Below are 23276 nucleotides of genomic sequence, written 5' to 3'. Positions count from 1 at the left end.
CGGCGGCGTCCTGTCAGCGCGGCGCCGGCACCGACGGGACCGGGCTGCCGGACCGAGGTACCGGGGTCACCGGTGAGCCCGACTCCCCGTCAACGGATTTCCCCGGTTCGGCTACACCCGGAATCTCAGTCGACCCGGTGGCGCGGGTGCTGCTCGGCCGCGGCGGGCCGCTGGGCGCGGAGCGCAACGTCGACGTCGAGTACGTGGGCGGCGGCGGAGTGGGCGCCACACTCGGCGGACGCATACCCGGGGGCAGCAGGTCCGGCGGGATCGTCGGTGTCGAACCGGGCGGGAAGGTCAGGTCCGGCCACGGGAACGGCGAGAGGGTGCGGGTGCTGGTACTCGTGGACGGCCGCGTCGGCGGCAACTCCGTCGTCGCCCATGCCGGCGGGTCGTTCCAGCCGGTCTCGGGCGCGGGCCGTTGCGTCGGAACGGGAGTGACGACGGTGGGCTCGACGGGTTCGGCCGGGATTCGGGTGATCGGCTGGGAGGTGGGCCGCGCGGTGGACGGCGGCTCCTCCTCGCTGGTCGCCGCCGCGGGGGGCACACTGCTGACCGACGGCTGCGGCTCGACGGCCGGACGGTCGGCGAACGACGAGCTCACCGCGTAGATCGTCATCAATGTGGCCGCGATGACCGCCCCGGCAACCGCAATTGGGGTCGCGGAAAGCCACTCGCGCTGCCGCTTGCCCCCGATGAACGCCAGACGCGCTGCGCCCGAATAACTCTGGAGGGCCAGCAAGGCTGCGCCGGTGGCCACGACCAGCTCCGGCGCCGTCGGGTTCACGACCTCGAGCTCATGCTCTGCCGCGATCGCGCGCACCGCGGGGAGGTTGGCGAGTCCGCCGATGAACACCACCGCGTCCGGTCGTACGCCGCGTGACCTGACGGCCGCTACATAGCGGGCGAACACTTCTTTCGCATCACCGATCATCGGCGCGATCGCCTGCTCGACCTGGGTCGCGGACAGCGCCACACGACCGGTGTTCGCCGAGACCGCGACGACCGACTCGGCGGCCGCGACGCCGCCGTAGGCGATCTCTTCTTTCGCGGTCCGGCACGCGCTGCGCAACTCGCTGCGCTCCGCCCGCGTCCGAGTGGCGTCGCCCAGGACGGGATTGTCGGCGGTCAGCTGGTCGACGATGGACCGGTCGAGACGACGACCGCTCAGCACGGTCGAGTGCTCGGCGTCGCCGATGCGACCCTCGCGGGGATCGACGGTGTAGAGCGACATGCCGGTGTCGCCGCAGTCGACGACGACGGCAGACGAGAAACGGTCGATCTCCCCGGTGTCGGTCAGGTAGGCCAGCACGGCCTCGTCCTCGCCGGCGAGACGGACCTGACGCCGGGGTCCGCTGCCCCGTGAACGCAATTGCCGACGCTGGCTCCCCGTGCGTGCGGCGACCCCGATCGGGCCCACTCGCGTCCCGGTCTCGCGGGCGGCGCTGAGCATCACGTCGATCCCGGCGTTGACCCGGCCGGCGGAATCGAGGCCGTCGGTGGGATCCACGTCGATCACGCGGGAATCGACCACACTGCGACCGAGATCGTCACGCGTCAAGAGGACGTAGTGAATCATGCCAGCCCCTGCTGACACGCCCATGGACGTCACTTCATTCACGGTGCCGTCGGTTGGTGATGCGGTGATACAAACTCCAGCGGTCGGTGTGTCTGCGCAGAGCAGCGGAAAATTGCCTGGTTGAGCGCATGACTGGTCCGCCAGGTCACGCTCAGGTCTCTATTGTAATCAATCCGTGCCCAAAGAGTCGATCGACGCCGCCAGCCACAGCATCACGCCGCCGACCGTGGCCATCGCCGTCACGTCGAACGATTTGCCCCTGACCTGCAACAGGCCTGCCTGCGAGGAGGGGATGAAGGCACGGAGTACGGCTCCGACGAGCAGAGCCGCCCCGAAGACGAAGGACCCACGCCGCCAGCGATCGAACATCACGAGCAGCGCGGCGGCCAGCACACCCAACATCACCAGCAGGTACGGGAGCTGGATGAGCACTGCCCGCAACCGGGAGGAGTCGGCGGCACGACGCCCCCGGTGTCCGGGACGGGCGTCCGCGGCGCCGGGCGGTTCGGAGTGAGCGGACTCACTCTGGTGCTCCTCTCGGGTCACGCGTCGCTACCACTCCCCGAGGCGAGCATCTGCTCAGCACGTTCGACCACGTTGACCAGCAGGAACGCCCGCGTCAGCGGACCCACACCACCGGGGTTCGGCGAGACGTGGCCCGCGACCTCCCAGACATCGGGATGAACGTCGCCGGCGAGACGACCCTCGTCAGTACGGCTGACACCCACGTCGACCACCGCGGCGCCGGGCTTCACCATGTCCGCGGTGATGAGGTGCGGCACGCCGGCCGCGGCGATCACGATGTCGGCCCGGGCGATCTCCGACGCCAGATCCGTGGTGCCGGTGTGGCACAGCGTGACCGTGGCGTTCTCACTCCGCCGGGTCAGGAGCAGCCCGATGGGCCGGCCGATGGTGACCCCGCGCCCGACCACCGTGACCCGGGCGCCGGCCAGCGGGACGTCGTAGCGTCGCAGGAGGTGGATGACCCCGCGCGGGGTGCACGGCAGCGTCGACTCCTTGCCCAGCACCAACCGCCCGAGGTTGATCGGGTGGAGTCCATCGGCGTCTTTCAGCGGGTCGATCCGCTCGAGGGCGGCATTCTCGTCAAGATGCTTGGGCAGCGGCAACTGCACGATGTAGCCCGTGCAGGCCGGATCGGCGTTGAGCTCGTCGATCGCCGCGTTGAGCTGCTCGGTGGTGGCATCGGCCGGCAGGTCCTTGCGGATGGAGGCAACGCCGATCCGGGCGCAATCGGCGTGCTTTCCCTTGACATAGGAGTGCGAACCCGGATCGTCGCCGACCAGAACGGTACCCAGACCAGGCGTGATACCCGCCAGCCTGAGCTTCTCCACCCGCTCGGCCAGATCAGCGAAGATCTCGTCGCGCGTGGTCTTGCCATCGAGTCGTATCGCGGTCACGCCGACATTCTTCCACGGCGCTACTGTCGGAACGGTGACCGTGGTGCGCAGCGACGTCGACCTCGCCCGCGCGGCGATCGCACCCCACCTCCGTCGCACGCCGACACTACGCACGACCATCGACACCGTCCACGGGCCGGTCGAGGTGGTTCTCAAACTCGAGTACGCCCAAGTCGGCGGGTGTTTCAAACCGCGCGGCAGCCTCTGGGCGACGCTGCACGCCCAAGACCAGGGATTGCTGACCGACGCCGGTGTGCTCGTCGCCTCCGGCGGCAACGCCGCGATCGGCGCGACAATCGCGGCGCGGATCGTCGGCGTGCCGGTCACCGTGGTGATCCCCGAGACCGCGCCGCCGGTCAAGATCGACGCGCTGCGCGCCGCGGGAGCGCGCGTCCACCTCATGGGACGGCGCTATTCCGAGGCCGCCGACGCCGCCGTCGCGCTGGCAGAGCAGACCGGAGCGCTCGCGCTGCACGCCTACGATCTCCCCGATGTCGTCGCCGGCGCCGCACCATCGGTCTCGAGATGATCGACGACGTGCCCGGACCGCTCACGACCGTCGTCTGTGTGGGCGGGGGCGGGCTTCTGGCGGGCCTCGCGGCGACGCTGCGCCCGGGCGACCGCATCGTCGGCGTCGAACCACTCGGCGCGTCATGTCTGCATCAGGCCCTCGCCGCGAGAACTCCCGTACCCGTCGAACTCGAGAGCATCGCCGCGGACTCGCTCGGCGCCACCAGCGTCGGCGGGCTCTGTTGGAACGCCGTCGCCGGGAACCCGGCGGTCGGGAGCGTCCTGGTGACCGACGAACAGATCATCGCGGCGCGACGGATGCTCTGGGACACCCACCGCATCCTCGTCGAACACGGCACCGCCACCGCGGTCGCCGGTGTGGTCTCGGGAGCTGTTCGGCCGCAACCCGATTCGACGCTGTGCATCGTGCTCTGCGGGGCCAACACCGCGCTCGCCGTGTGACCGGCGCGATCGCGCGACATCTGCGACGGTCGTCACCGACTACGCTGACACCATCATGTTCCGAATCATGTTCTACCAGCCGTGCATCCCGCCGAACACCGGCAACGCGATCCGGCTGGCCGCCAACACGGGGTGCGAACTGCACCTCATCGAACCGCTGGGGTTCTCGATGTCCGACGCGCAGGTGAAGCGCGCGGGACTCGACTATCACGAGATGGCCAACGTCACCGTGCATCCGAACCTGGTGACCGCCTGGACGACGCTGAAGCCGGAACGGGTCTTCGCGTTCACCGCCCATGCCGAGCGCTATCACACCGACGTCGACTACCAGCCGGGCGACGTGTTGCTGTTCGGCCCCGAGCCGACCGGGTTACCGGCGGAGGTCCTCGACGAACCCGAGGTGACCGACCGGGTCCGCATCCCGATGCTCGCCGGACGTCGTTCCCACAACCTCGCCAACGCCGCGAGCATCGTCGTCTACGAGGCGTGGCGTCAGCACGGTTTCGCCGGCGCGGTGTGATCAGCCGACGCGGTAGCGCTTGATGCGTGCCGTGGCACCGCCGATGAGCGCGATCTTGCTCTTCGGGACCCCGAGGTGGGCGGCGAGCAGTTCGGAGACGGCCTTGTTCGCCCGGCCCTCGGTGGCCGGCTCGCGGACGTAGACGGTGATCGCGCCGCCGGGACCCGTCTCGACCAACGGGCCCTTGCTGCTCTTCGGTTTGACGGTCACCACGACCTGTTGCGGCATGACTCTTCCTGTTCTTCGTGAACACCGATCCGGCTCGGACATCCCGGCGCGTCCGCCGGAGGACTACTGCCAGTCCCGGGATCTGCTCCCCACCCGAAGATCCATGCGCTGCAGTCGATCTGCGACGACGGTCACAGCGCCTTCGGCGTTCTGCACCCGGCCGCGGATCAGCAGAGCGGGTGCCGTCTGAGCGAGTACACGGTACCGCGCCCACAAACCGACCGAACACACCACGTTGACCATCCCGGTCTCGTCCTCGAGGTTGATGAAGGTCACCCCGGACGCGGTGGCGGGACGCTGCCGATGGGTCACCGCGCCACCGACCAACACGCGCGAACCGTCGGGCACCGACAGCAGGCGATCGGCGGCCAGCACTCCCATCGCGTCGAGCCGGGGACGCAGGAACTGCGTCGGATACGACGTGGGGGTGATCCCCGTGGCCCAGGCGTCGGTGGCCGCCAGCTCGACGTCGGAGAGACCCGGAAGGGTGGGGGTCGCCTGCGCCGATTCCAGGGCCAGCTGATCGTCGCGCACCGTCGCGGCGGCCCCGGCCTCCCACAGGGCCTGACGCCGGCTGAGGCCGAACCCGTCGAAGGCGCCGGCACCGGCGAGCCCCTCGAGTTCCTTGGTCGTCAGCCGGGCGCGCCGGGAGAGATCGGTGATGTCGAGGTAGGGACCGTCGGACCGGCGGTCGACGATGCGCTGCGCCGCCTCCTCCCCGACCCCGCGTACACCGTCGAGACCCAACCGGACATCGAGACCCTCGTTCTCCAGAGTGGCGTGCGCGAGTGAGGCATTGATGTCGGGGCGATGGACCGCGACACCGTGCCGTCGGGCGTCGGCCACCAGGGTCTGCGGTGAGTAGAAACCCATCGGTTGCGCCCGTAGCAGCGCGGCGCAGAACGCCGCCGGGTGATGCAGCTTGAACCACGACGAGTAGAACACCAGGGACGCGAAGCTCTGCGAATGACTCTCCGGGAAGCCGAAATTGGCGAACGCGGCCATCTTCTCGAAGATGCGGTCGGCGGTGTCCCCGGTGATGCCGTGCAGGTTCTCCATGCCCTCGTAGAAACGTTGCCGCAGGCGTTCCATCTTCTCCGGCGACCGTTTGGAACCCATCGCCCGGCGCAACTGGTCGGCCTCGGAGGCGTCGAACCCGGCCACGTCGACGGCCAACTGCATCAGCTGCTCCTGGAACAGCGGCACCCCCAGGGTGCGTTCGAGCGCCCTGCTCATCGACGGATGCTCGACCGTCACCGGCTCTTCTCCGTTGCGCCGCTTGATGAACGGATGCACCGAGCCGCCCTGGATGGGGCCGGGCCGGATCAGGGCCACCTCGACGACGAGATCGTAGAAGCAGCGCGGTTTCAGCCGCGGGAGGGTGGCCATCTGCGCACGGGACTCCACTTGGAACACGCCGACCGAGTCGGCGCGACAGAGCATCTCGTACACGGCGGGTTCAGCGAGGTCGAGGGTGGCGAGGTCGACGTCGATCCCCTTGTGTTCGGCGACCAGGTCGATCGCATAGTGCAGGGCGGAGAGCATGCCGAGACCCAGCATGTCGAACTTGACCAGTCCGATGGCGGCGCAGTCGTCCTTGTCCCACTGCAGCACGCTGCGGTTCTCCATCCGCGCCCACTCCGTGGGGCAGACATCGGCGATCGGCCGGTCGCAGATCACCATGCCGCCGGAGTGGATACCCAGATGCCTTGGCATGCCGAGGATCTCGCCGGCGAGTTCGGCGACGTCGGCGGGCGCGGTGTCAGGCATCTTGGCCCAGGCGTCCTGCTGACCGGGCGCGTACCCGAGCGCCCGGGCCATGTCCCGGATCGCCGACTTCCCCCGGTAGGTGATGACGTTGGCGACCTGCGCGCTGCGCTCCCGGGTGTAGCGGCGGTAGACGTACTGGATGGCCTCCTCGCGTCGGTCGGATTCGATGTCGATGTCGATGTCGGGCGGGCCGTCGCGCTCGGGGGCCAGGAACCGTTCGAAGAGCAGCGTGTTGGCGACCGGGTCGACGTTGGTGATGCCGAGGGCGTAACAGACGGCCGAGTTGGCCGCGCTCCCCCGGCCCTGGCAGAGGATGTCGTTGGCCTTGCAGTAATCGACGATGTCGGCGACCACCAGGAAGTAGCCGGGGAACGTGAGCGTCTCGATGATGGCGAGTTCGTGCTCGATCTGCCGGTAGGCCTGCGGATGTTCGGCGGGGGTGCCGTACCGGCGGCGTGCCCGGGTCATGGTGAGTTCGCGCAACCAACTCGCCTCGGTGTACCCGTCGGGGACGTCGAAGGGTGGCAACTGCGGTGCGATGAGGCCCAGGTGGAATGCGCAGTCCGCGGCGATGCCCACCGCGTTGTCGATGGCATCGGGATGTGCGGGCAGCAGCCGCGCCATCTCGTCGCCGCTGCGCAGATGTGATCCGGCAACGCCGGGCATCCACCCCGAGATGGTGTCGATGTCGGTGCGGGCCCGGACGGCGGCCATCGCCATCGCCAGCCGTCGGCGCCGGGGCGCGGCGAAGTGGGCGCCGGTGGTGGCCACGGTCGGCACGCCTGCCCCGGCGGCGAGGCCGGCGAGCACCGCGTTGCCTTCGTCGTCGTCGGCCATGCCCTGCGCGGTCAGCTCGACGACGATGTTGTCGTGGCCGTAGGTCTCGATCAGTTCTCGCAGCGCCTGCTCGGCGGCCGGGACGCCGCCGCGATCGAGTGCTCGTCGGAGGGCACCCTTCCGGCATCCGGTGAGGATGAGCCAGTGCCCGCCGCCGGCCGCGGCGAGGGCTTCGCGGTCGTAACGGAGCAGGCCCTTCTCCCCCGCGACCATGTGCGCGTCGGCGATGGTCCGTGACAGACGGCGGTAGCCCTCACCGTCCCGGGCGAGGACCAGCAGATGCTCGCCCGGTGGATCGTTCTGGCCTGTCCGCGCGATGTCGGGTTCCAGTGACAGCTCGGCACCGAAGACGGTCGCATGCCGAACTCACGGGCCGCCTCGGCGAAGCGCACGATGCCGTAGAACCCGTCGTGATCGGTGACGGCCAGTGCGCGGAGTCCGAGCCGTTGCGCCTCCTCCACCAGCTCCTCCGGCATCGACGCACCATCGAGGAAGCTGTACGAACTGTGGGCGTGCAGTTCGGCGTAGGGCACCGCCGACGAGCCGCGCGCGATGTCCTCGGCCTGGTAGGCGCCGCGTTTGCGCGACCAGGCCGGACTGTCGCCGCCATCCCCGGGGAACGGCGCCCATTCGCTGAGGTCGGGACCGAACTCGGTGCCGGGCCGGTCGGCACTGCCGGGCGCTCGGCCGGCGAGCACCCGTTCCATCTCCGACCACGTCGGTGGTCCTTGATCCCAGCCCACCCGCCAAGCCTATCGAACACAAGTTCGATGCGACAGCGGGGAGGGGTCAGCTGTTGGCCCGGCCCCGCTCGACGATGCCGGACCGACGATCGGCCACCCGAGCGGGGTCGAAACCTGACATCCACTCGACCGACGTGTCGTTCTCCACGTCGAGCGCCGGGCCGACGAGATGCTGCTCGGCACGCCGATACGAGTCGAGCATGGTCCGCACCGCGAGCTGGTCACTCCCGGCCATGGACACCGCGAGTTCCATCGCCGAGGCCATCAGCTGATCGTGGGCCACCACCTCGGTCACCAAACCGACCCGCAGCGCCGTCTGGGCATCGACGAACTCCCCGGACAGGCTCATGCGGCGCGCGAAACCCCGGCCGACCGCTGCCGGCAATCGAGACGTCAGACCCCAGCCCGGCAGCACCCCGACCCGCGAATGGGTGTCGACGAAGCGGGCCCGTTCGGACGCGATCAGGACATCGCACGCGAGGGCGAACTCCAGACCACCGGTGGCGGCGACACCGTTGACGGCGCCGATGATCGGCTTCGAGATGGGGCGCCACGGATGCCCGACAGGTACGTCCGCATGATCGAGCAGTCGAGCACTGTCGGTCGACGAGCCCAACTCGGCCAGGTCCAGGCCGGCGCAGAATGCCGAGCCCGCGCCGGTGAGGATGACGACGTCGACGTCATCGTCGTGATCCGCGTTCGCCAATTCGGAACGGAGAGCGACGATCAGGTCAAAGCTGAGCGCATTCCGGACCTACGGACGGTTGAGGACCAACGTCCGCACCCGCCCGGATTGCTCGATCCACAGAAGCGGTTCTCCCGACGTGGCCGTGTGGTCACTGGTCATGCGATGCCTTTCGGTGACGTCGGATCAACCCGCCGATTGCGGACGCTCGGCGAGCCCGAGCCGCAAGTGTTCGCTGTGGTAGACCGCCTCGTCGAGCAGCTGGGCGACATGGCTGTCATAGAGGCTGTAACTGATCGACCGACCCGACCGGGTGCCGGTGACCAGCCCGAGGTTGCGGAGCAACCGGAGCTGATGGGAGACCGCGGACTGCTCCATGCCGACGGCGTCGGCGAGATCGGTCACCGAGCGCGGTCCGGACCGCAACTCGGTGAGGATGAGCAGCCGGCTCGGGGTCGCCAGCGCCTGCAGGGTGGTGGCGACGTGCACGGCCGATTCCGGATCGAGCCGCGCAGCCGGCCGCATCCCCTCGTCGATGCCGTGTCCCATGCAGCGGATGCTACCGGCTGGACATTACATGAAAACCTCTTCATATGAACTGTTACTGTCTGAGAGGTGGATGTCGGCGAGTGGCTTCGACTCGGCGCCTCGCTCGCGCTCGGTGCCGGCTCAACCAGCAGGAAGGTGGTTGTCGGCGAGTCGCTTCGACTCGGCGCCTCGCTCGCGCTCGGTGCCGGCTCAACCAGCAGGAGGGTGGCTGCCGGCAAGTGGCTTCGACTCGGCGCCTCGCTCGCGCTCGGTGCCGGCTCAACCAGCAGGAGGGCGGCTGTCGGCAAGTGGCTTCGACTCGGCGCCTCGCTCACGCTCGGTGCCGGCTCAACCAGCAGGAGGGCCGACGACAGACGGGAGACACGATGGGTACGGCGGAGACGACGGAACGAACGGCCCGCAACTCGACGCGCGCGGGAGCCGACCGCGGGAGCACCCCGCCGTCGATCCTCCGGACGGGACTCCGGCTACCCGAGGTGCGCTGGGCGGGCCTCGCGCTGGCACTGTTCCTCGCGGGTTGGTTGCTCCAGATCAGCCAGGCGCCCGAATGGTCCTGGTGGACCGCGTATCTCGCGTGCTATCTGGCCGGCGGATGGGAACCGACCCGATCGGGCCTGCAGGAACTGCGGGGACGACGACTCGACGTCGATCTGCTGATGATCGTCGCCGCCGTCGCCGCCGCGTCGATCGGGCAGGTCTTCGACGGCGCGCTGCTGATCGTGATCTTCGCGACCTCGGGAGCTCTGGAGGTCGTCGTCACCCAGCGCACCGCCGATTCGGTGACCGCCCTGCTCGGACTGGCCCCCGAACGTGCCACCCTGTATGCGCCCGACGGCACGACACGCGAGATCGACTGCCGCGAACTCGAAGTCGGCCAGCGTATCCTCGTCCGTCCGGGCGAACGGGTGGGCGCGGACGGCGTCGTCGTCGACGGCCGCAGCGAGGTCGATCAGCAGGCCGTGACCGGCGAGTCGGTCCCGATCGTGCGGGCGGCGGGCGACGACGTGCTGTCCGGCACCGTCAACGGCACCGGCGCGCTGATCGTCGAGGTCGCCCGTCCGGCGTCGGAGTCGGCCATCGCCCGCATCGCGACGCTCGTGGCCGAGGCATCCGAGACGAAGGCACCGACCCAGCTCTTCATCGAGAAGGTCGAGCAGACGTACTCCGTCATCGTCGTCGTCGCCACCCTGCTGGTGCTGGGCATCCCGGTGATGTTGTTCGGCAATACTTTCGACGAGGCGCTGCTTCGTGCCATCGTGTTCATGATCGTCGCCTCGCCCTGCGCCGTCGTCCTGTCGACGATGCCGCCGCTGCTCGCGTCGATCGCCAATGCCGGTCGGCACGGCGTCCTGGTCAAGTCCGCCGCGGTGATGGAGTCGGTGGGACGGACCTCGGTCGTCGCGTTCGACAAGACCGGCACCCTCACCGAGGGACGCCCGCAGGTCGTCGACGTGGCGGCGCTCGACGGTCACGACCCGTCGCAGGTGTTGGCGCTGGCCGCCGCGGTCGAGTACCCCAGCGAGCATCCCCTCGGTCGCGCGATCGTCACCGCCGCCGCCGACCGCGGACTGGACGTCGAATCGGTGGAGGGTTTCCGGGCGCTTCCCGGACGCGGGGTGACGGGGGCGGTCGGCGGGCGCCGCGTCACCGTCGAGCGCACCGTCGCCGGTTCGACCGGGACGGTGGTCGGCGTACTCGTCGACGGGCGGGAGATCGGCCGGATCGAACTCGTCGATCGCCTGCGGGACGACGCCGCCGAGGCGGTGCGGCTTATCGGCGACGTCACGTCGGGTTCGGTCCTGCTGCTGACCGGCGACCGGCCATCGGTCGCCGCGGACGTCGCCGACCGGACCGGAATCCGCGAGGTACACGCCGACCTGCTGCCGGAGGACAAGGTCCGGATCGTCGGCGAGATCGAGGGACACGTGCTCGTGGTCGGCGACGGCATCAACGACGCACCGGCACTCATGGCGGCCGGGACCGGCATCGCGATGGGTCGTCGCGGTGCGGACCTCGCCGTCCAGACCGCCGACGCGATCATCGTGCGTGACGACCTCACCGCGGTCCCCGCGCTGATACGGCTGTCCCGCCTCGCCCGCCGTTACGTCATCGCCAATCTGTGCATCGCCGCCACCGTGATCCTCACCCTCGTGACCTGGGATCTCATCGGCACCCTGCCACTCCCCCTGGCCGTGGCCGGGCACGAGGGTTCGACCGTGCTCGTCGCGCTCAACGGCGCCCGCCTGTTGCGGAAGTCGGCCTGGTCGGGCGATCGCGGTGCACAATCGACGGGGTCGAACGCACAGTCGACGGAATGAGACGCACGATCGACGCGTACGGGCGCGCGACGCCGCGCGCGTAGTCATTGCCATCGCCGCAAGTTAGTGTCACCCTGAGTACCAGACAGATCCGCGGCCCGCGGACCGTGGACAGCCAGCGGGCCGTCGGCCCGCCCATCTGATGGGATCTCTTCCATGACGAGCTACTTCATCACCGGGGGCAGCGGGTTCATCGGGCGACGCGTACTCGAACGTCTCCTGACCGTCGCTCCCGACGCCACCATCCACGCACTGGTACGCGAGACCTCGCGCGCGGCGTTCGTCGCCATGCTCGACGACCTCGACGCGGGCGACCGCGTGACACCCGTGGTCGGCGACCTGACCGCACCCGGACTCGGTATCGCACCGGACACCGTCCCCGCGATCGATCACGTCATCCACCTCGCGGCGATCTACGACATGGCCGCCGATGCGGAGTCACAGCGCGCCGCCAACGTCGTCGGGACCTCGCGCGCCGCCGACTTCGCGATCGCGCACGATGCGCTGTTCCACCACGTCTCCTCGATCGCCGTGGCCGGTGACCACCGCGGGCGGTTCACCGAGATGGACTTCGAAGTCGGACAGGGCTTTCCGACTGCCTACCATCGCACCAAGTTCGAGGCCGAACGTGTCGTGCGCGAACGCGAGGGACTCCGCTGGCGCGTCTACCGGCCGTCGATCGTGGTCGGCGACTCGCGCACCGGCGAGATGGACAAGATCGACGGTCCCTACTACTTCTTCGGCCACCTCGCGACGCTCGGCCGACTGCCCTCGATGCTGCGACTGCCGATGCCCGATCTCGGGACGCTCAACATCGTGCCGGTCGATTACGTCGCCGCCGCGATGGTCGCCCTCCTCGGCGTGAACCCCACGCGCAGCGGTTTGGTGTTCCATCTCAGCGACCCGAAGTCGCTCACCACCACCGAGATGTACAACGCGCTGGCACCGGCGTTCAAGGCGCCGAAGGGGTTCGACGCCATCCCACGGGCTGCGGTGGAACCCGTGATGACGTTGTCCGGCATGGGGATCGCGCGCGTCGGACGCAACCTCGTAGCCGCCCAGCAGGGGATCCCCGGGGCAGTACTCGACGCGGTGACGCTGCCGGTCGACTTCCGCGCCGACACCACCGTGGCGGTCCTGGGTGACCTCGGCATCACCGTGCCCGACTTCGCCGACTACGCCCCGCGCCTGTGGACCTACTGGTCACGACACCTCGACCGGTCACGCAACCGGCGCACCGATCCGCGCGGGCCGCTCGTCGGCAAGAACGTTCTCATCACCGGCGGGTCGAGCGGGATCGGCAAGGCCACCGCACGGATGTGCGTCGCACGCGGGGCCAACGTCCTCATCGTCGCCCGCAACGCCGACGAACTGGAATCGGCGACCGAGGAATTGAACTCGACGACGAGCAAGAAGGGCATCCCGCCCGGTCAGGTGACCGCATACCAGTGCGACATCACCGACGAGGAATCGGTCAATGCGCTCGTCAAGACCGTGCTCGCCGCGCACGGTCACGTGGACGTCCTGGTCAACAATGCCGGCCGGTCGATCCGTCGTGCCACGATCAACTCGGTGGATCGGTCTCACGACTACCACCGGGTGATGGCGGTCAACTACTTCGGCGCGGTGAACCTCGTCCTCGGACTGCTGCCGCACATGATCGCCCGGCAGGCGGGTCATGTGGTAAACGTGACCTCGATCGCGGTGCAGTCGCGTGGCCCGCGGTTCGGTGCCTACGCGGCGTCAAAAGCCGCTCTGGAGGCCTTCAGCGACGTCACCGGCACCGAAACGGTGTCCGACCACGTGACCTTCTCCAATGTCCGTCTCCCCCTCGTGAAGACGCGGATGATCGCGCCCACCGAGGCCTACGACAACCAGCCCGGGACCTGGAACGTCGACCGGGCCGCGGCGCGCGTGCTGCACGCGATCATCGATCGACCCAAGCGCGTCGACTCGCTGGTCGGGCTCGTCGCCGAGATCGGGCACCGCGTCACCCCCGGACTGACCACCCGCATCCTGCACCAGGAGTACCTGGTCTTCGGCGAATCGGCGGCGGCGCTGGGCCGTTCGGATCGTGACGCCGGCGGGCGGGACGCGTGATCGACACCCCGTATCTCGAGGTCGACGTCGACCGCATGACGCGCAACCTCGCGGTGCTCGCCGACCGCGCGCGATCGGCGGGCGTCGACTTCCGGCCGCATGCGAAGACCCACAAATGCGCCGAGATCGCGCGGATGCAGATCGATTCCGGTGCCACGGGGCTGGCGGTGGCCACCATCGGCGAGGCCGAGGCCTTCGCCGACGCCGCCGACATCACCTCGTGCACCGACATCTTCATCGCCTATCCCATCTGGCCGACCCCGGCGAAAGCCGCCCGGTTACGCGCCCTCGCAGACCGGGTGTCGCTACGGGTGGGTGTCGACTCGGCGGAGGGCGCACGGCATCTCGGGGCGCTGCTCGGCGGGCAGCGGGTCGAGGCACTCGTCGAGGTCGACTCCGGGCAACACCGCACCGGGACCGCACCCGGGGACGCCGGAGGCGTCGCGGCGGCGGGCGTGTCAGCGGGGCTCGACGTCGTCGGCGTCTTCACCTTCCCCGGCCACGGCTACGGCGTCGGCGACACCCGCCGGCGGGCCGCGGAACAGGAGGTGGCGGCACTGCGTACGGCGGCGGAGAGTCTCCGAGCGCAGGGCATCGATCCGCGGGTGCGCAGCGGCGGATCCACACCCACCGTCGAATTCGTCGGCGACCCCACGTATGCGGGCGTGCTCACCGAGATCCGTCCGGGCGTGTATCCCCTCAACGACGCCCAGCAGGTCGAGATCGGCACCTGCGGATTCGACGACGTCGCTCTGACCGCGGTGGCAACCGTGGTGCGGAGCGAACCCGGACGGATCGTCCTCGACGCCGGCAGCAAGATCCTCGGCGCCGACCGAGCCGCCTGGGCGACCGGCCACGGACGCCTCCTCGATCACCCCGACGCCCGCGTCGTGCAGTTGTCCGAACATCACGCGGTGGTGGAGTTCCCGGCGGAATCGACGTCAGCCCCCCGGTTGGGCGACGTGATCCGGGTGGTGCCGAACCACGTCTGCACTGCGGTCAATCTCGTCGACGAACTGGTGGCGATCGACGGCTCGGACAGCCGGTGGCCGGTCATCGCGCGGGGGCACAACAGTTGAGTCAGATCGGTCGGATGCCTTCACGGACCAGGAATTTGCGTGCCCGTCCGAACTTGCGGTCGGTGGAGAACGCATACCACTGCTGACTCACACCCGCTTCGTGGACGACGTCCCGGAACCTGCGGAACGCACCTCGTCCCTCGATCGCGCGCTCCAGACGGTTTCGCAGGTCGGGATCGGTGGTGCGCGTGGCGAAATCGGCCATGTCCCGCCAGCTGTCGCGCGAACCGATGCAGTCGAAGCGCAGCCAGCGGTCCGGGTCCTCCTCGACGTCGATCTCCTCATCGAGCACGCCCGGGTCGAGCATCTCGTCGTTGTACACGAAGCCGGTGCTCAGGTCGATGAGTCCGCCGGTGGACCGGTTCGGATCACCCTCCATCTCGTCGCTGAGCATCTCGAGATCCACCGCGATCGGCCGTCCCGGCGCGGGTTCCCCGCGCAGGCTCGCGAGCAGTTCCTCGGCGAGTTCGGCGTCGCCGGCCTCTCCCCGTCGTTTGAGTTGTTCGACGATCGACACAGCCACCGGTTCGGCTCGCTCGCGGCGCTTCTGCAGTGCCATCGGTACCCCGGGGCCGACCTGCTGGAGTGCGTCGTGCAGATCGCATCCGATGACGGCATCCAGGAAACGATCGGCATCCGACGACGCGATCGACCCGCGTACCTCGCCCAGATCGAGTTCACGTATCTCCTTCTGCGCGGGCCACTGGCCGACGAGCATCGGATGAGGAACGGTGGGGCGTGGTGGCGTCTCGTCGTCCCCATCGGCCGTCCGTCGACCGTACTGATCCGGGATGTCGCCCCAACCGAAGTACGCCAGCGGCGCTGTCGGCTTGATGCCCAACACGTCCACCGGGTCGACCTTCAGATCTCCCACGACGCACCGATGGGTCCACTCGTCGCCTAGATCGAAGGTGTACTGGAACTCGGAACCGGTCGCTGCGAACGCGGCGACCTTGGCCGTGGCGATGTCCACGGGCTCGGAGATCGGGCCGCCGATACCACCGGCCAGGTCGGCACCGAGCGCGGCGTCGGCGACCACCCTGCCGTCGTCCAGGGTGAAAAGTGACAGATGGGAACGATCCCATCGAGCGAACGCGTCATCGATGGCGGTCGCCAGATCCTTGAACGTGTGCGCCGGTCCGACCGCGAAAACCCTTCCGGGCCAGGGCCACAACTCAACGCCGCGACCACCGAGCAGTTCCACTGTCACCGACAACCAGGTACGTGCCATGCGTCGAGAGTGGCATCTCAGAGGCGAACGCGCACGCTTTCGGTCGCGGCGTTTCTTCTCGAAGCCACTCCGCGGGACGCAGTCACTCGTAGACACCTTCGACGATCCACTCCCCGGCGCGGTAACACAGCAGCAGGGCGCGCGAATCGTCGAGCAGCACCTGCGCCCGCGCGGTCAGTCCGGTCTCGGCGGCTCCGGTCGGCACCGAGGCCCCGGCGGGCAGGTCGGCGCCTCCGACCGGCCAGGGCCCGGCCCACCAGCACAGGCCCCAACTCGACCGGCGCGCCCGGGACGAGGCCAGCGCGACGGTCACCGGTTCGGCGGTGAAGGCCCCGCGATCGGTCACCTTCACCGGTTGCCCCACGGCGTCGAGCACGTGGATCGCGGTCTCCACCAGCACCGTCGGGCTGGGTTGTGGCAGGCGTCCGGGCCATGGCGCCGACGGATCCCGGCGCGGAGCCGGCTCGTCGCCCAGTGAGACCATGGTGATCCGTTCGGCGGGTCCACGACCACCGCTCAGCACGGGAATACGGACCGCATCCCCGCCCAGCAGCCCCTGTATCCGCACCAGCGAACGCCGGGCGCGCTCCTCCACATCCGGTTCACCGGCCAGCCCGCCACGGGAGAGATCGTCGGTGAGCTGATAGTGCAGGGCCCCGGCCTCGACGACCTCGACCGGTTCGAGCCGCAGCCGGACGATCGGCGAGTCGGGTCGGGCACTGCTCCTCGCTGCGCGCGGCTCGACCCGCGGGGAGGTGGGCCGCGCCGCGCCGGTCAGCCACCCCTCGAGTTGCCATCGGACACGATCCGCGGTCGTCTCCGGCGTCAGCGGTTGGGCACATCGCCAGGTTCGCGAATGCTGTTGTCCGCGTTCGGTGGTCGCGATGATGGTGAGTCGCGTGCAGGCCACCGCGGCATCACGCAGGCGTCGGTGCAGCACGTCGGCGAGGGTGCGACCGATGAACGCCGCGACGTCGATGCGGTCGACCGGCGGGTCGCAGGTGTGGTCGACGTCGAGTTCGGCCGGCACACCACGTGACGACGGGACACGCCCCGGCAGCGCATTGGCCAGCCGGTGCGCGACGACCGCATCCCGGGCGAACCGGGTGGCGACGTCGGTGACGGACATGTCGGCGAAGGCGCCGATCGTGCCGATCCCCAACCGGCGCAGCAACTCCACGAGATCGGCACGGGACGGATCGCTCATGCTGGGTTCGACGGCGAGGTCGGCGACGGGGCGGCCGGCGAGGTACTCCCGGTCACCCCCGGGCTCCACCTGATGCCCGTTCCGGGCGGCGAGGACGGCGGTGAAGATCTCGTCGGCGATGCCGACCTGCGACTCGATGCCGCACGCCGACACCACGTCGACGAGCTCCTCCGCGAGGGCCTCCATCCCGCCGAAGTAGCGGGCGGCACGGTCGCCGGCGATCACCAGGAGACCCGGCCGGAGCACTTCGAGGGCGGGGATCACCTCGGCGACCGCGGCGACCACCGGTTCGAACAGCCGTCCGTCCCGGTTCTCGTCGGCGGCGACCACGGTCATCTCCGTGCACGCCGCCTGCGCCTGTCGCTTCCGCATTCCCCGCCGCACACCGGCGGCCCGTGCCGAGGCCGAACAGGCCACCACCCGATTCGCCGACAGCACCGCGACCGGATGCAGCGGGGGCAGATCCGCCTCGGCCGCCGCGGCCATCGCCGGCCAGTCCGGGCACCAGAGCGCGAGGATACGCCGGGACCCCTGCTCTCCGGAGGGCATCAGTTCGCCACCGCGAGCACCGGGGAGACGGTCGCCGCCGCGACCATCTCGACCGTGCGATCGGCACCGTGGCCCGTCGCCCGGAGTTCGACCTCGGTGCTCTCGGATCGCCGGCCGCGGCCCGACACCGTGACCTCCAGCCGCATCCCGCCGATGCGGCCGTAGCCGCTGCGTGCGGAGTCGAGACCGGCCGCGCGGGAGGCGGGAGCAGACCGGCCGGGCAGGCCCGGACTGTGCCGGTAGGTGAGGACACGGGCCTCGAGGGCCAGTTGCGCACCCGGCCATGCACCACCGGTCACCAGCAGCACCGACGACTGTTTGCGCACGCGGCCCATGACCACCCGGGCACGCGAGGGGGCCACCATCTCGTTCCGCGGGCGAGCACCCTCGCCACCGCTCCCCAGGTCCAGGATCACCAGGTCCATACCGTCGAGCAGCACCGCTGCCACCTCGACCGGGTCGGGACCGGGATCGGGGATGGTGGCGATGCGGGACAGGTCGGCGCCCATCTCCGCCGCGGGCAGCAGACTCAACCGGGGCAACCCGACGATCCCCACCTGTCCACCCGCACGGGTCACCGAAGCGATCATCGCGATCAGCACCGAACGGGCGCCGTCGAGCCGGGCCACCGACCCTCGCGGAATACCGTTGTGCGGCAAGATGTCCGACAACGATTCCGGCACGGGAAGGACACCCACCGACCGGTCTCGGACCTCGACCACCCGCTGGTCGGGCCGACCGGACATGGCCGCCATCCGCCGGCGCAAACCCGCCAGCTCGTCGGCCCGGCCACCGGCCGCCGTATCGGTCACGGCATCGGTCACGGCCACACCAGCAGAGACATCCATCCGGCACCCTCCAGTCGACATGAGTAGTTCTCGAGCGAGCCGGGAAGGTGCGCGCCATCAGGGTTCTCGACACAGTTCCCGAACGATCCCGAGGAGGCCCCTCGTCCGCCGATCATTCGAACACTGTTTCGATTGTTCGAGAGTAGAACCAACCACCGACAAGCGTCAACCGAAGCCGAAAGCCGTTGCGCAGCACAGGATGTTTGCATCCACGCCGAAAACAGCCCAGCTCAGGGGCGCGGTCAGGACGGCACGGGTCAGAACAGGGTGAGGGCGTGCTGCAGCTCGGGCGCGGCCACCGTCGCCGGCGAGTCGGGACCCGATTGCCGGAGACCGCCGGAACCGGCCAGGCCATGCCGGTGCACGAGCGGCTTCATCCGGTCACGCAGCCACGAGGAGTACTCCGGGGTGACATAGGCGCCACGCCCGTAGAGCCCCCGGTACCGGCGGATGAGCGCCGGATGCTCCTCCGCCAGCCACTCGAGGAACCACGGCTTGGTCGAGGATCGCAGATGCATCGGGAACGCGGTCACACCAGACGCGCCCGCCTCGGCGAGTGCCTCGAGCAACGAGTCGAGATGCGCGGTCGAATCCGTGAGGTACGGGATGACGGGGGCCACCATCACATGCGGCGCGATGCCGGCATCGGCGAGATCGCGGATCACCGACAGCCGCGCCTGGGGCGACGGCGTCCCCGGTTCGATCTTCTTCTGCAGGTCCTGATCGAGGATCGCCAGCGAGATCCCGACGCTGACCGAGACCTCCCCCGCAGCCTGACGCAACAGCGGAAGATCCCGACGGATCAAGGTGCCCTTGGTCAGGATGGAGAACGGCGTCCGGGACTCGGCGAGCGCGGAGATCACGCCCGGCATGAGTCGGTACCGCCCCTCGGCACGCTGATACGGGTCCGTGTTGGTGCCCAGCGCCACCGTCTCCCGGGTCCACGACCGGCGTTTGAGTTCCTTGCGCAACACCGCCGCGACGTTGAGCTTCACCACGACCTGGGTGTCGAAATCGGTGCCCGCGTCGAGGTCGAGGTACTCGTGCGTCGGACGGGCGAAACAGTAGCGGCAGGCATGCGTGCACCCGCGAAAGGTGTTGACCGTGAACTGAAACGGGAGCTGCGAGGCCTCCGGCACGCGGTTGAGCGCACTCTTGGCCAGCACCTCGTGGAATGTGACACCCTCGAAATCGGGCGTACGCACCGACCGCACCAGACCCGAGCGGCTCAGCCCCGGGAGCGACCCGTCGTCGACCTCGACCGCCTGATCCGACCATCGCATGATGGGAGTCGAACATACGTACGAGATGGCTGTCAAGTGCGGTGCCCGCGGCGTCGACCTCGCCGCTATCATCTCCGTATGTCGACGACCGCCGGAACCCACCATGCGCCGGGTCCCCAGTACCTGGTGGCCGGCCGGTACCGTCTGAAGTCGCGCATCGGCGGCGGCGGCATGGGAACCGTGTGGCTCGCCCGCGACCAGCTCCTCGACCGTGACGTCGCCGTCAAGCAGGTCGTCTCCACCGAGGGCCTCACCGAGGACTCCGCCGACAACGTGCGCAAGCGGGCCATGCGGGAGGGGCGGATCGCCGCGAAGCTCTCCCACCGCAATGCGATCGCCATGCACGACGTCGCCCTCGACCGGGGTGAGCCCTGGCTGGTCATGGAATACCTACCCTCCCGCAGTGTGGCCCAGATCTTGCACACCACAAAGACTCTCGCGCCCGCCGAGGCTGCCCAGATCGGCGCCCAGGTGGCCGATGCGATGGTCGAGGCCCACGCCGCGGGGATCGTGCACCGCGACATCAAGCCCGGCAACATCCTCATCGCCGAGGGCGGACGGCAGACCGGCCTGGTCAAGATCACCGACTTCGGGATCTCGCGGGCGAAGGACGATGTCACTCTCACCCAGACCGGCGTGATCACCGGAACGCCTGCGTATTTCGCTCCCGAGGTCGCGCGCGGCGCCGATCCGCAGGAGGCCTCGGACGTCTACTCGCTGGGCGCGACCGTCTACACGATGGTGGAGGGTCAGCCGCCCTTCGGTGTCGACGACAACTCGATCGCGCTGCTACACAAGGTCGCACGCGCACGCATCAATCCCATGCAGAATGCCGCCGAGCTCGAGCCGATCCTGCTGCGCCTCCTGGAACCGAGCCCGACCAAACGCCCGACGATGAGTCAGGCACGAGACATGCTCACCTCGTTCGCGGCCGGTTCCCGAGGCACCCGCGACCAGGTCCTGACCGGCCTCATCACCCGGCCCGGAGCGGGCACGCCGACCTGGTCACAGCGCGGCGGCCGGTCGTCGACGACCGGTTCGCATCGTCCGGCCGGTGCCACCCTGCCCCCCTACGCCCCGACGATGTCCGCCGATCGCGGCTCCCGCGACCTTCCGGACACACGTCGCGGCATGTCCCCGACCCTGATGTCGACGCCGCAACCACAGTCGTCGACGCCGAGACCGCCTGCCTCCCAGCAGTACTCGTCCGAATCCCGGCAACCGAACCCCGGTCCGCCGGCGCCGGGCACGTCGAGCACGGCACTGGCGGTGTCGATCTTCGTGTTCTTCGCCGTGCTCGCGGTCGTCGTCGTACTCGCGATCGCGCTGTTGCGCTGAGCCGGCGCCGCTGCGGTCAGCCGATGTGACGGGTGGCCGCCCATCGGGTGAGGGCATTGCGGTTGGACTGCTGGGTCTTCCGCAAAACGTTCGACGCATGTGTCTCGACCGTCTTGATCGAGATGAACAGCTCCTCGGCGATCTCCCGATAGGTGTACCCGCGCGCCAGCAGGCGCAACACCTCCAGTTCGCGCCTGGTCAGCGAGTCGAGTTCGGGGTCGAGCGGCGGTTCGGGTGCCGAGGATTTTCCGGTGAACGAGTCGAGGACGAAACCCGCGAGACGTGGGCTGAACACCGCGTCGCCGTCGGCGACCCGGCGGACCGCGTCGGCGAGTTCCGGGCCCGCGATCGTCTTGGTCACGTAACCGCGGGCACCGGCCCGGATGGTCGCGATGACATCCTCGGCCGCGTCCGACACACTCAGGGCCAGGAAGACCGGCGGTGTCGAACCCGTTGCATTCGAACCCGTTCCGTTCGATCCGAGTCGATCGAGCACCCCGCGCAGGACCGCCACCCCGCCGCCGGCCGGCATGTGCACGTCGAGCAGGACCACATCGGGAGCCGCCGCCACGATCCCGTCGATTGCCTCGGGTACGGTGCCCGCCTCGCCGACGACGCGCAGGCCCGGCTCGTCGGCCAGTTCGGCACGGACCCCGGAGCGGAAGACCGCATGGTCGTCGACGAGATAGAAGGTCACCGGACCGGGGCCGGTCGGGTCGGAACTCGGGGAACTCGGCGTCATCGTGCCTTCCTGTTGTCGGTCGGGGCGACCGCGTCGACGGTCACCTCGGCAGAGCGTCGGGTGTCGTCCGCTCTCTCGTCGATCGATCCCGATCCCCCGTCACCACGCGGCATCATCAGACCCACGTTCGTCCCGCGCCCGGGGGTCGACGTGATCCGCACGCGGCCGCCCATCCTCTCCACACGTGCGCGGATCGACCGGGAGATGCCCTGGCGGTCGTCGTCGACGGCGTCGGGGTCGAAACCGATTCCCCGGTCACGGACATACACCTCGACCTCGTCGTCGGTGATCTCGCCGTACACGTCCACGGTGCGTTCACCGGAGTGCTTGGCGGCGTTGACCAGCGCCTCGCGGGTGGCCCCCACGAGAGCCGACCAGCGTTTGGCGTCCCGGGTGTTGTCCGGACGCAGATCGCCGACGGTGATGATCTCCACCTCGATACCGTAGGCGTCCTCGACCTCGGCGCCGACACTCCGGAGTGCGGCCGCGAGCGAGCCGCGTTCGGTGGCCGGGTCGCCGAACAGCCAGGCCCGCAGCTCGCGTTCCTGACTCCGGGCCAGGCGTGCCACCTCCTCGGGGCGGCCCGCCTTCTTCTGGATCAGGGCCAGGGTCTGCAGGACCGAGTCGTGCAGATGCGAGGCGATCTCCTCGCGCTCGGCGTTGCGAATGCGGGCCGAGCGCTCCTCGTTGATGGTGCGCAGCATCCGCATCCACAGGGGCACGGTCAACAGGACGACGCCGATCAGGGTCGCCCCGACCGCGAGGATCGTGGAATTGAGACCGCCGAAGCTGCGATCCCCGGCCACCACCACGACCACGAGGCCGCCGACAACGAGCGCGACGCCGCCGATCAACCGCGTCCAAGTGCGCAGTGGGGTGCGGGGTGCGCGCGGGGATGTATCGAATTCGCGCCACACGAGGGCGGCGCCCAACGCGATGAAGACGAACGGGATGAGGTACTCCGCCGGGGTCCCCGACGCCGCGAATCCGACCACGCCCATGGCCACCAGCCCGACCATCGCCAGACCGAGGGATTGACGACGCTCTCCCGGTGCCGGTGACGCGGTGTCGTCGCCCTGCGGGCAGAAGAACCACAGCAGCCCGTAGGCGGCGACCCCGGCGCCGGCCAGCGCGGCCAGGACCACGAAGACGATCCGCACGCGGAAGACCTCGACCCCGAGATGATCGGCCAATCCGCCGGCGACACCGGCGACGACGCGGCCGCCGTCGCGGCGCACCAGTTTCGGGACCGGCTCGACCTCCATTCGACTCACTCCTCG

16 protein-coding genes and 3 pseudogenes are annotated in these 23276 nt (G+C 69.4%); 6 read left to right on the top strand and 13 right to left on the bottom strand.

Annotated elements, in window-relative coordinates:
• Window positions 1–13 precede the first annotated feature (13 nt).
• The 3 genes from QAD21_RS08285 to QAD21_RS08275 all read right to left on the bottom strand — a co-directional run bounded on the left by QAD21_RS08285 (window position 14) and on the right by QAD21_RS08275 (window position 2997).
• A complete protein-coding gene (locus QAD21_RS08285) occupies window positions 14–1579 on the bottom strand; it encodes an Hsp70 family protein (RefSeq protein WP_058250671.1) in 1566 nt (521 codons plus the stop codon).
• Window positions 1580–1747: 168 nt separating this feature from the next.
• Entirely contained in the window at window positions 1748–2020 is a 273-nt protein-coding gene (locus QAD21_RS08280) for a DUF3017 domain-containing protein (protein ID WP_058250878.1), read from the bottom strand.
• A gap of 101 nt (window positions 2021–2121) precedes the next feature.
• Window positions 2122–2997 (bottom strand): bifunctional methylenetetrahydrofolate dehydrogenase/methenyltetrahydrofolate cyclohydrolase, encoded by an 876-nt coding sequence (locus tag QAD21_RS08275; protein WP_175404280.1) that lies wholly within the window; start codon window positions 2995–2997, stop codon window positions 2122–2124.
• A 34-nt stretch (window positions 2998–3031) separates the two neighbouring features.
• Here QAD21_RS08275 and QAD21_RS08270 point away from each other — a divergent pair.
• Window positions 3032–3969, top strand: a pseudogene (locus tag QAD21_RS08270) (serine/threonine dehydratase).
• Between the two features lie 55 nt (window positions 3970–4024).
• Window positions 4025–4489: a tRNA (cytidine(34)-2'-O)-methyltransferase gene (locus QAD21_RS08265; RefSeq protein ID WP_058250672.1), complete on the top strand. Its 465-nt coding sequence runs from the start codon at window positions 4025–4027 to the stop codon at window positions 4487–4489.
• Here the strand turns inward: QAD21_RS08265 and QAD21_RS08260 are convergent, their stop codons facing one another.
• The 4 genes and pseudogenes from QAD21_RS08260 to QAD21_RS08245 all read right to left on the bottom strand — a co-directional run bounded on the left by QAD21_RS08260 (window position 4490) and on the right by QAD21_RS08245 (window position 9301).
• A complete protein-coding gene (locus tag QAD21_RS08260) occupies window positions 4490–4717 on the bottom strand; it encodes a DUF167 domain-containing protein (RefSeq protein WP_058250673.1) in 228 nt (75 codons plus the stop codon).
• A 63-nt stretch (window positions 4718–4780) separates the two neighbouring features.
• Window positions 4781–8067 (bottom strand): annotated as a pseudogene (locus QAD21_RS08255) (error-prone DNA polymerase).
• 46 nt (window positions 8068–8113) lie between these two features.
• Window positions 8114–8914, bottom strand: a pseudogene (locus tag QAD21_RS08250) (enoyl-CoA hydratase).
• Window positions 8915–8938: 24 nt separating this feature from the next.
• Window positions 8939–9301, bottom strand: coding sequence for a metalloregulator ArsR/SmtB family transcription factor (locus QAD21_RS08245; protein WP_078112077.1), 363 nt, complete (start codon window positions 9299–9301; stop codon window positions 8939–8941).
• Window positions 9302–9666: 365 nt separating this feature from the next.
• Between QAD21_RS08245 and QAD21_RS08240 the strand changes: the two genes are divergently transcribed.
• The 3 genes from QAD21_RS08240 (at window position 9667) to QAD21_RS08230 (ending at window position 14798) form a co-directional block, all read left to right on the top strand.
• Window positions 9667–11619, top strand: coding sequence for a heavy metal translocating P-type ATPase (locus QAD21_RS08240; protein ID WP_078112078.1), 1953 nt, complete (start codon window positions 9667–9669; stop codon window positions 11617–11619).
• Between the two features lie 156 nt (window positions 11620–11775).
• The gene (locus QAD21_RS08235; protein ID WP_078112079.1) at window positions 11776–13719 is read left to right on the top strand and encodes an SDR family oxidoreductase; all 1944 of its coding nucleotides are present in this window, start codon (window positions 11776–11778) and stop codon (window positions 13717–13719) included.
• Complete coding sequence (locus tag QAD21_RS08230) at window positions 13716–14798, top strand: alanine racemase (protein WP_165630260.1); 1083 nt, start codon at window positions 13716–13718, stop codon at window positions 14796–14798. Before QAD21_RS08235 ends, QAD21_RS08230 begins: the two co-directional genes overlap by 4 nt.
• Before the next feature lies 1 nt (window position 14799).
• On the opposite strand, the gene QAD21_RS08225 is transcribed toward QAD21_RS08230, so the two are convergent.
• From QAD21_RS08225 to QAD21_RS08210, 4 genes are all read right to left on the bottom strand, one after another.
• A complete protein-coding gene (locus QAD21_RS08225; RefSeq protein WP_058250679.1) occupies window positions 14800–16029 on the bottom strand; it encodes a UPF0158 family protein in 1230 nt (409 codons plus the stop codon).
• Window positions 16030–16111: 82 nt separating this feature from the next.
• A complete protein-coding gene (locus QAD21_RS08220) occupies window positions 16112–17785 on the bottom strand; it encodes a DNA polymerase Y family protein (protein ID WP_058250680.1) in 1674 nt (557 codons plus the stop codon).
• Window positions 17785–18633 (bottom strand): hypothetical protein, encoded by an 849-nt coding sequence (locus QAD21_RS08215; protein ID WP_175404281.1) that lies wholly within the window; start codon window positions 18631–18633, stop codon window positions 17785–17787. The genes QAD21_RS08220 and QAD21_RS08215 overlap by 1 nt, the downstream gene beginning before the upstream one ends.
• A 257-nt stretch (window positions 18634–18890) precedes the next feature.
• The gene (locus QAD21_RS08210; RefSeq protein ID WP_058250682.1) at window positions 18891–19916 is read right to left on the bottom strand and encodes an Rv2578c family radical SAM protein; all 1026 of its coding nucleotides are present in this window, start codon (window positions 19914–19916) and stop codon (window positions 18891–18893) included.
• Window positions 19917–19994: 78 nt separating this feature from the next.
• Here QAD21_RS08210 and QAD21_RS08205 point away from each other — a divergent pair, with 78 nt between their 5' ends.
• Window positions 19995–21254, top strand: a complete 1260-nt coding sequence (locus QAD21_RS08205) for a serine/threonine-protein kinase (protein ID WP_280361172.1) — start codon at window positions 19995–19997, stop codon at window positions 21252–21254.
• A 16-nt stretch (window positions 21255–21270) separates the two neighbouring features.
• On the opposite strand, the gene QAD21_RS08200 is transcribed toward QAD21_RS08205, so the two are convergent.
• Window positions 21271–21996 (bottom strand): response regulator transcription factor, encoded by a 726-nt coding sequence (locus QAD21_RS08200; protein WP_058250684.1) that lies wholly within the window; start codon window positions 21994–21996, stop codon window positions 21271–21273.
• Window positions 21993–23261, bottom strand: a complete 1269-nt coding sequence (locus QAD21_RS08195; RefSeq protein WP_058250685.1) for an ATP-binding protein — start codon at window positions 23259–23261, stop codon at window positions 21993–21995. The genes QAD21_RS08200 and QAD21_RS08195 overlap by 4 nt, the downstream gene beginning before the upstream one ends.
• Between the last annotated feature and the right edge of the window lie 15 nt (window positions 23262–23276).

The organism is Gordonia sp. SMJS1, from assembly GCF_029866425.1.
Classification (GTDB): domain Bacteria; phylum Actinomycetota; class Actinomycetes; order Mycobacteriales; family Mycobacteriaceae; genus Gordonia; species Gordonia hongkongensis.
The sequence above is the reverse complement of the archived record's forward strand: the minus strand, read 5'-3'. Positions and strand labels throughout refer to the sequence as shown.

Excerpts from the sequence above, each read along its gene's own strand:
- QAD21_RS08285 (WP_058250671.1), bottom strand. The coding sequence starts at position 1,579 with ATGATTCACTACGTCCTCTTGACGCGTGACGATCTCGGTCGCAGTGTG.
- QAD21_RS08265 (WP_058250672.1), top strand. The coding sequence starts at position 4,025 with ATGTTCCGAATCATGTTCTACCAGCCGTGCATCCCGCCGAACACCGGC.
- QAD21_RS08260 (WP_058250673.1), bottom strand. The coding sequence starts at position 4,717 with ATGCCGCAACAGGTCGTGGTGACCGTCAAACCGAAGAGCAGCAAGGGC.
- QAD21_RS08245 (WP_078112077.1), bottom strand. The coding sequence starts at position 9,301 with ATGGGACACGGCATCGACGAGGGGATGCGGCCGGCTGCGCGGCTCGAT.
- QAD21_RS08240 (WP_078112078.1), top strand. The coding sequence starts at position 9,667 with ATGGGTACGGCGGAGACGACGGAACGAACGGCCCGCAACTCGACGCGC.
- QAD21_RS08235 (WP_078112079.1), top strand. The coding sequence starts at position 11,776 with ATGACGAGCTACTTCATCACCGGGGGCAGCGGGTTCATCGGGCGACGC.
- QAD21_RS08225 (WP_058250679.1), bottom strand. The coding sequence starts at position 16,029 with ATGGCACGTACCTGGTTGTCGGTGACAGTGGAACTGCTCGGTGGTCGC.
- QAD21_RS08220 (WP_058250680.1), bottom strand. The coding sequence starts at position 17,785 with ATGCCCTCCGGAGAGCAGGGGTCCCGGCGTATCCTCGCGCTCTGGTGC.
- QAD21_RS08215 (WP_175404281.1), bottom strand. The coding sequence starts at position 18,633 with ATGGATGTCTCTGCTGGTGTGGCCGTGACCGATGCCGTGACCGATACG.
- QAD21_RS08210 (WP_058250682.1), bottom strand. The coding sequence starts at position 19,916 with ATGCGATGGTCGGATCAGGCGGTCGAGGTCGACGACGGGTCGCTCCCG.
- QAD21_RS08205 (WP_280361172.1), top strand. The coding sequence starts at position 19,995 with ATGTCGACGACCGCCGGAACCCACCATGCGCCGGGTCCCCAGTACCTG.
- QAD21_RS08200 (WP_058250684.1), bottom strand. The coding sequence starts at position 21,996 with ATGACGCCGAGTTCCCCGAGTTCCGACCCGACCGGCCCCGGTCCGGTG.
- QAD21_RS08195 (WP_058250685.1), bottom strand. The coding sequence starts at position 23,261 with ATGGAGGTCGAGCCGGTCCCGAAACTGGTGCGCCGCGACGGCGGCCGC.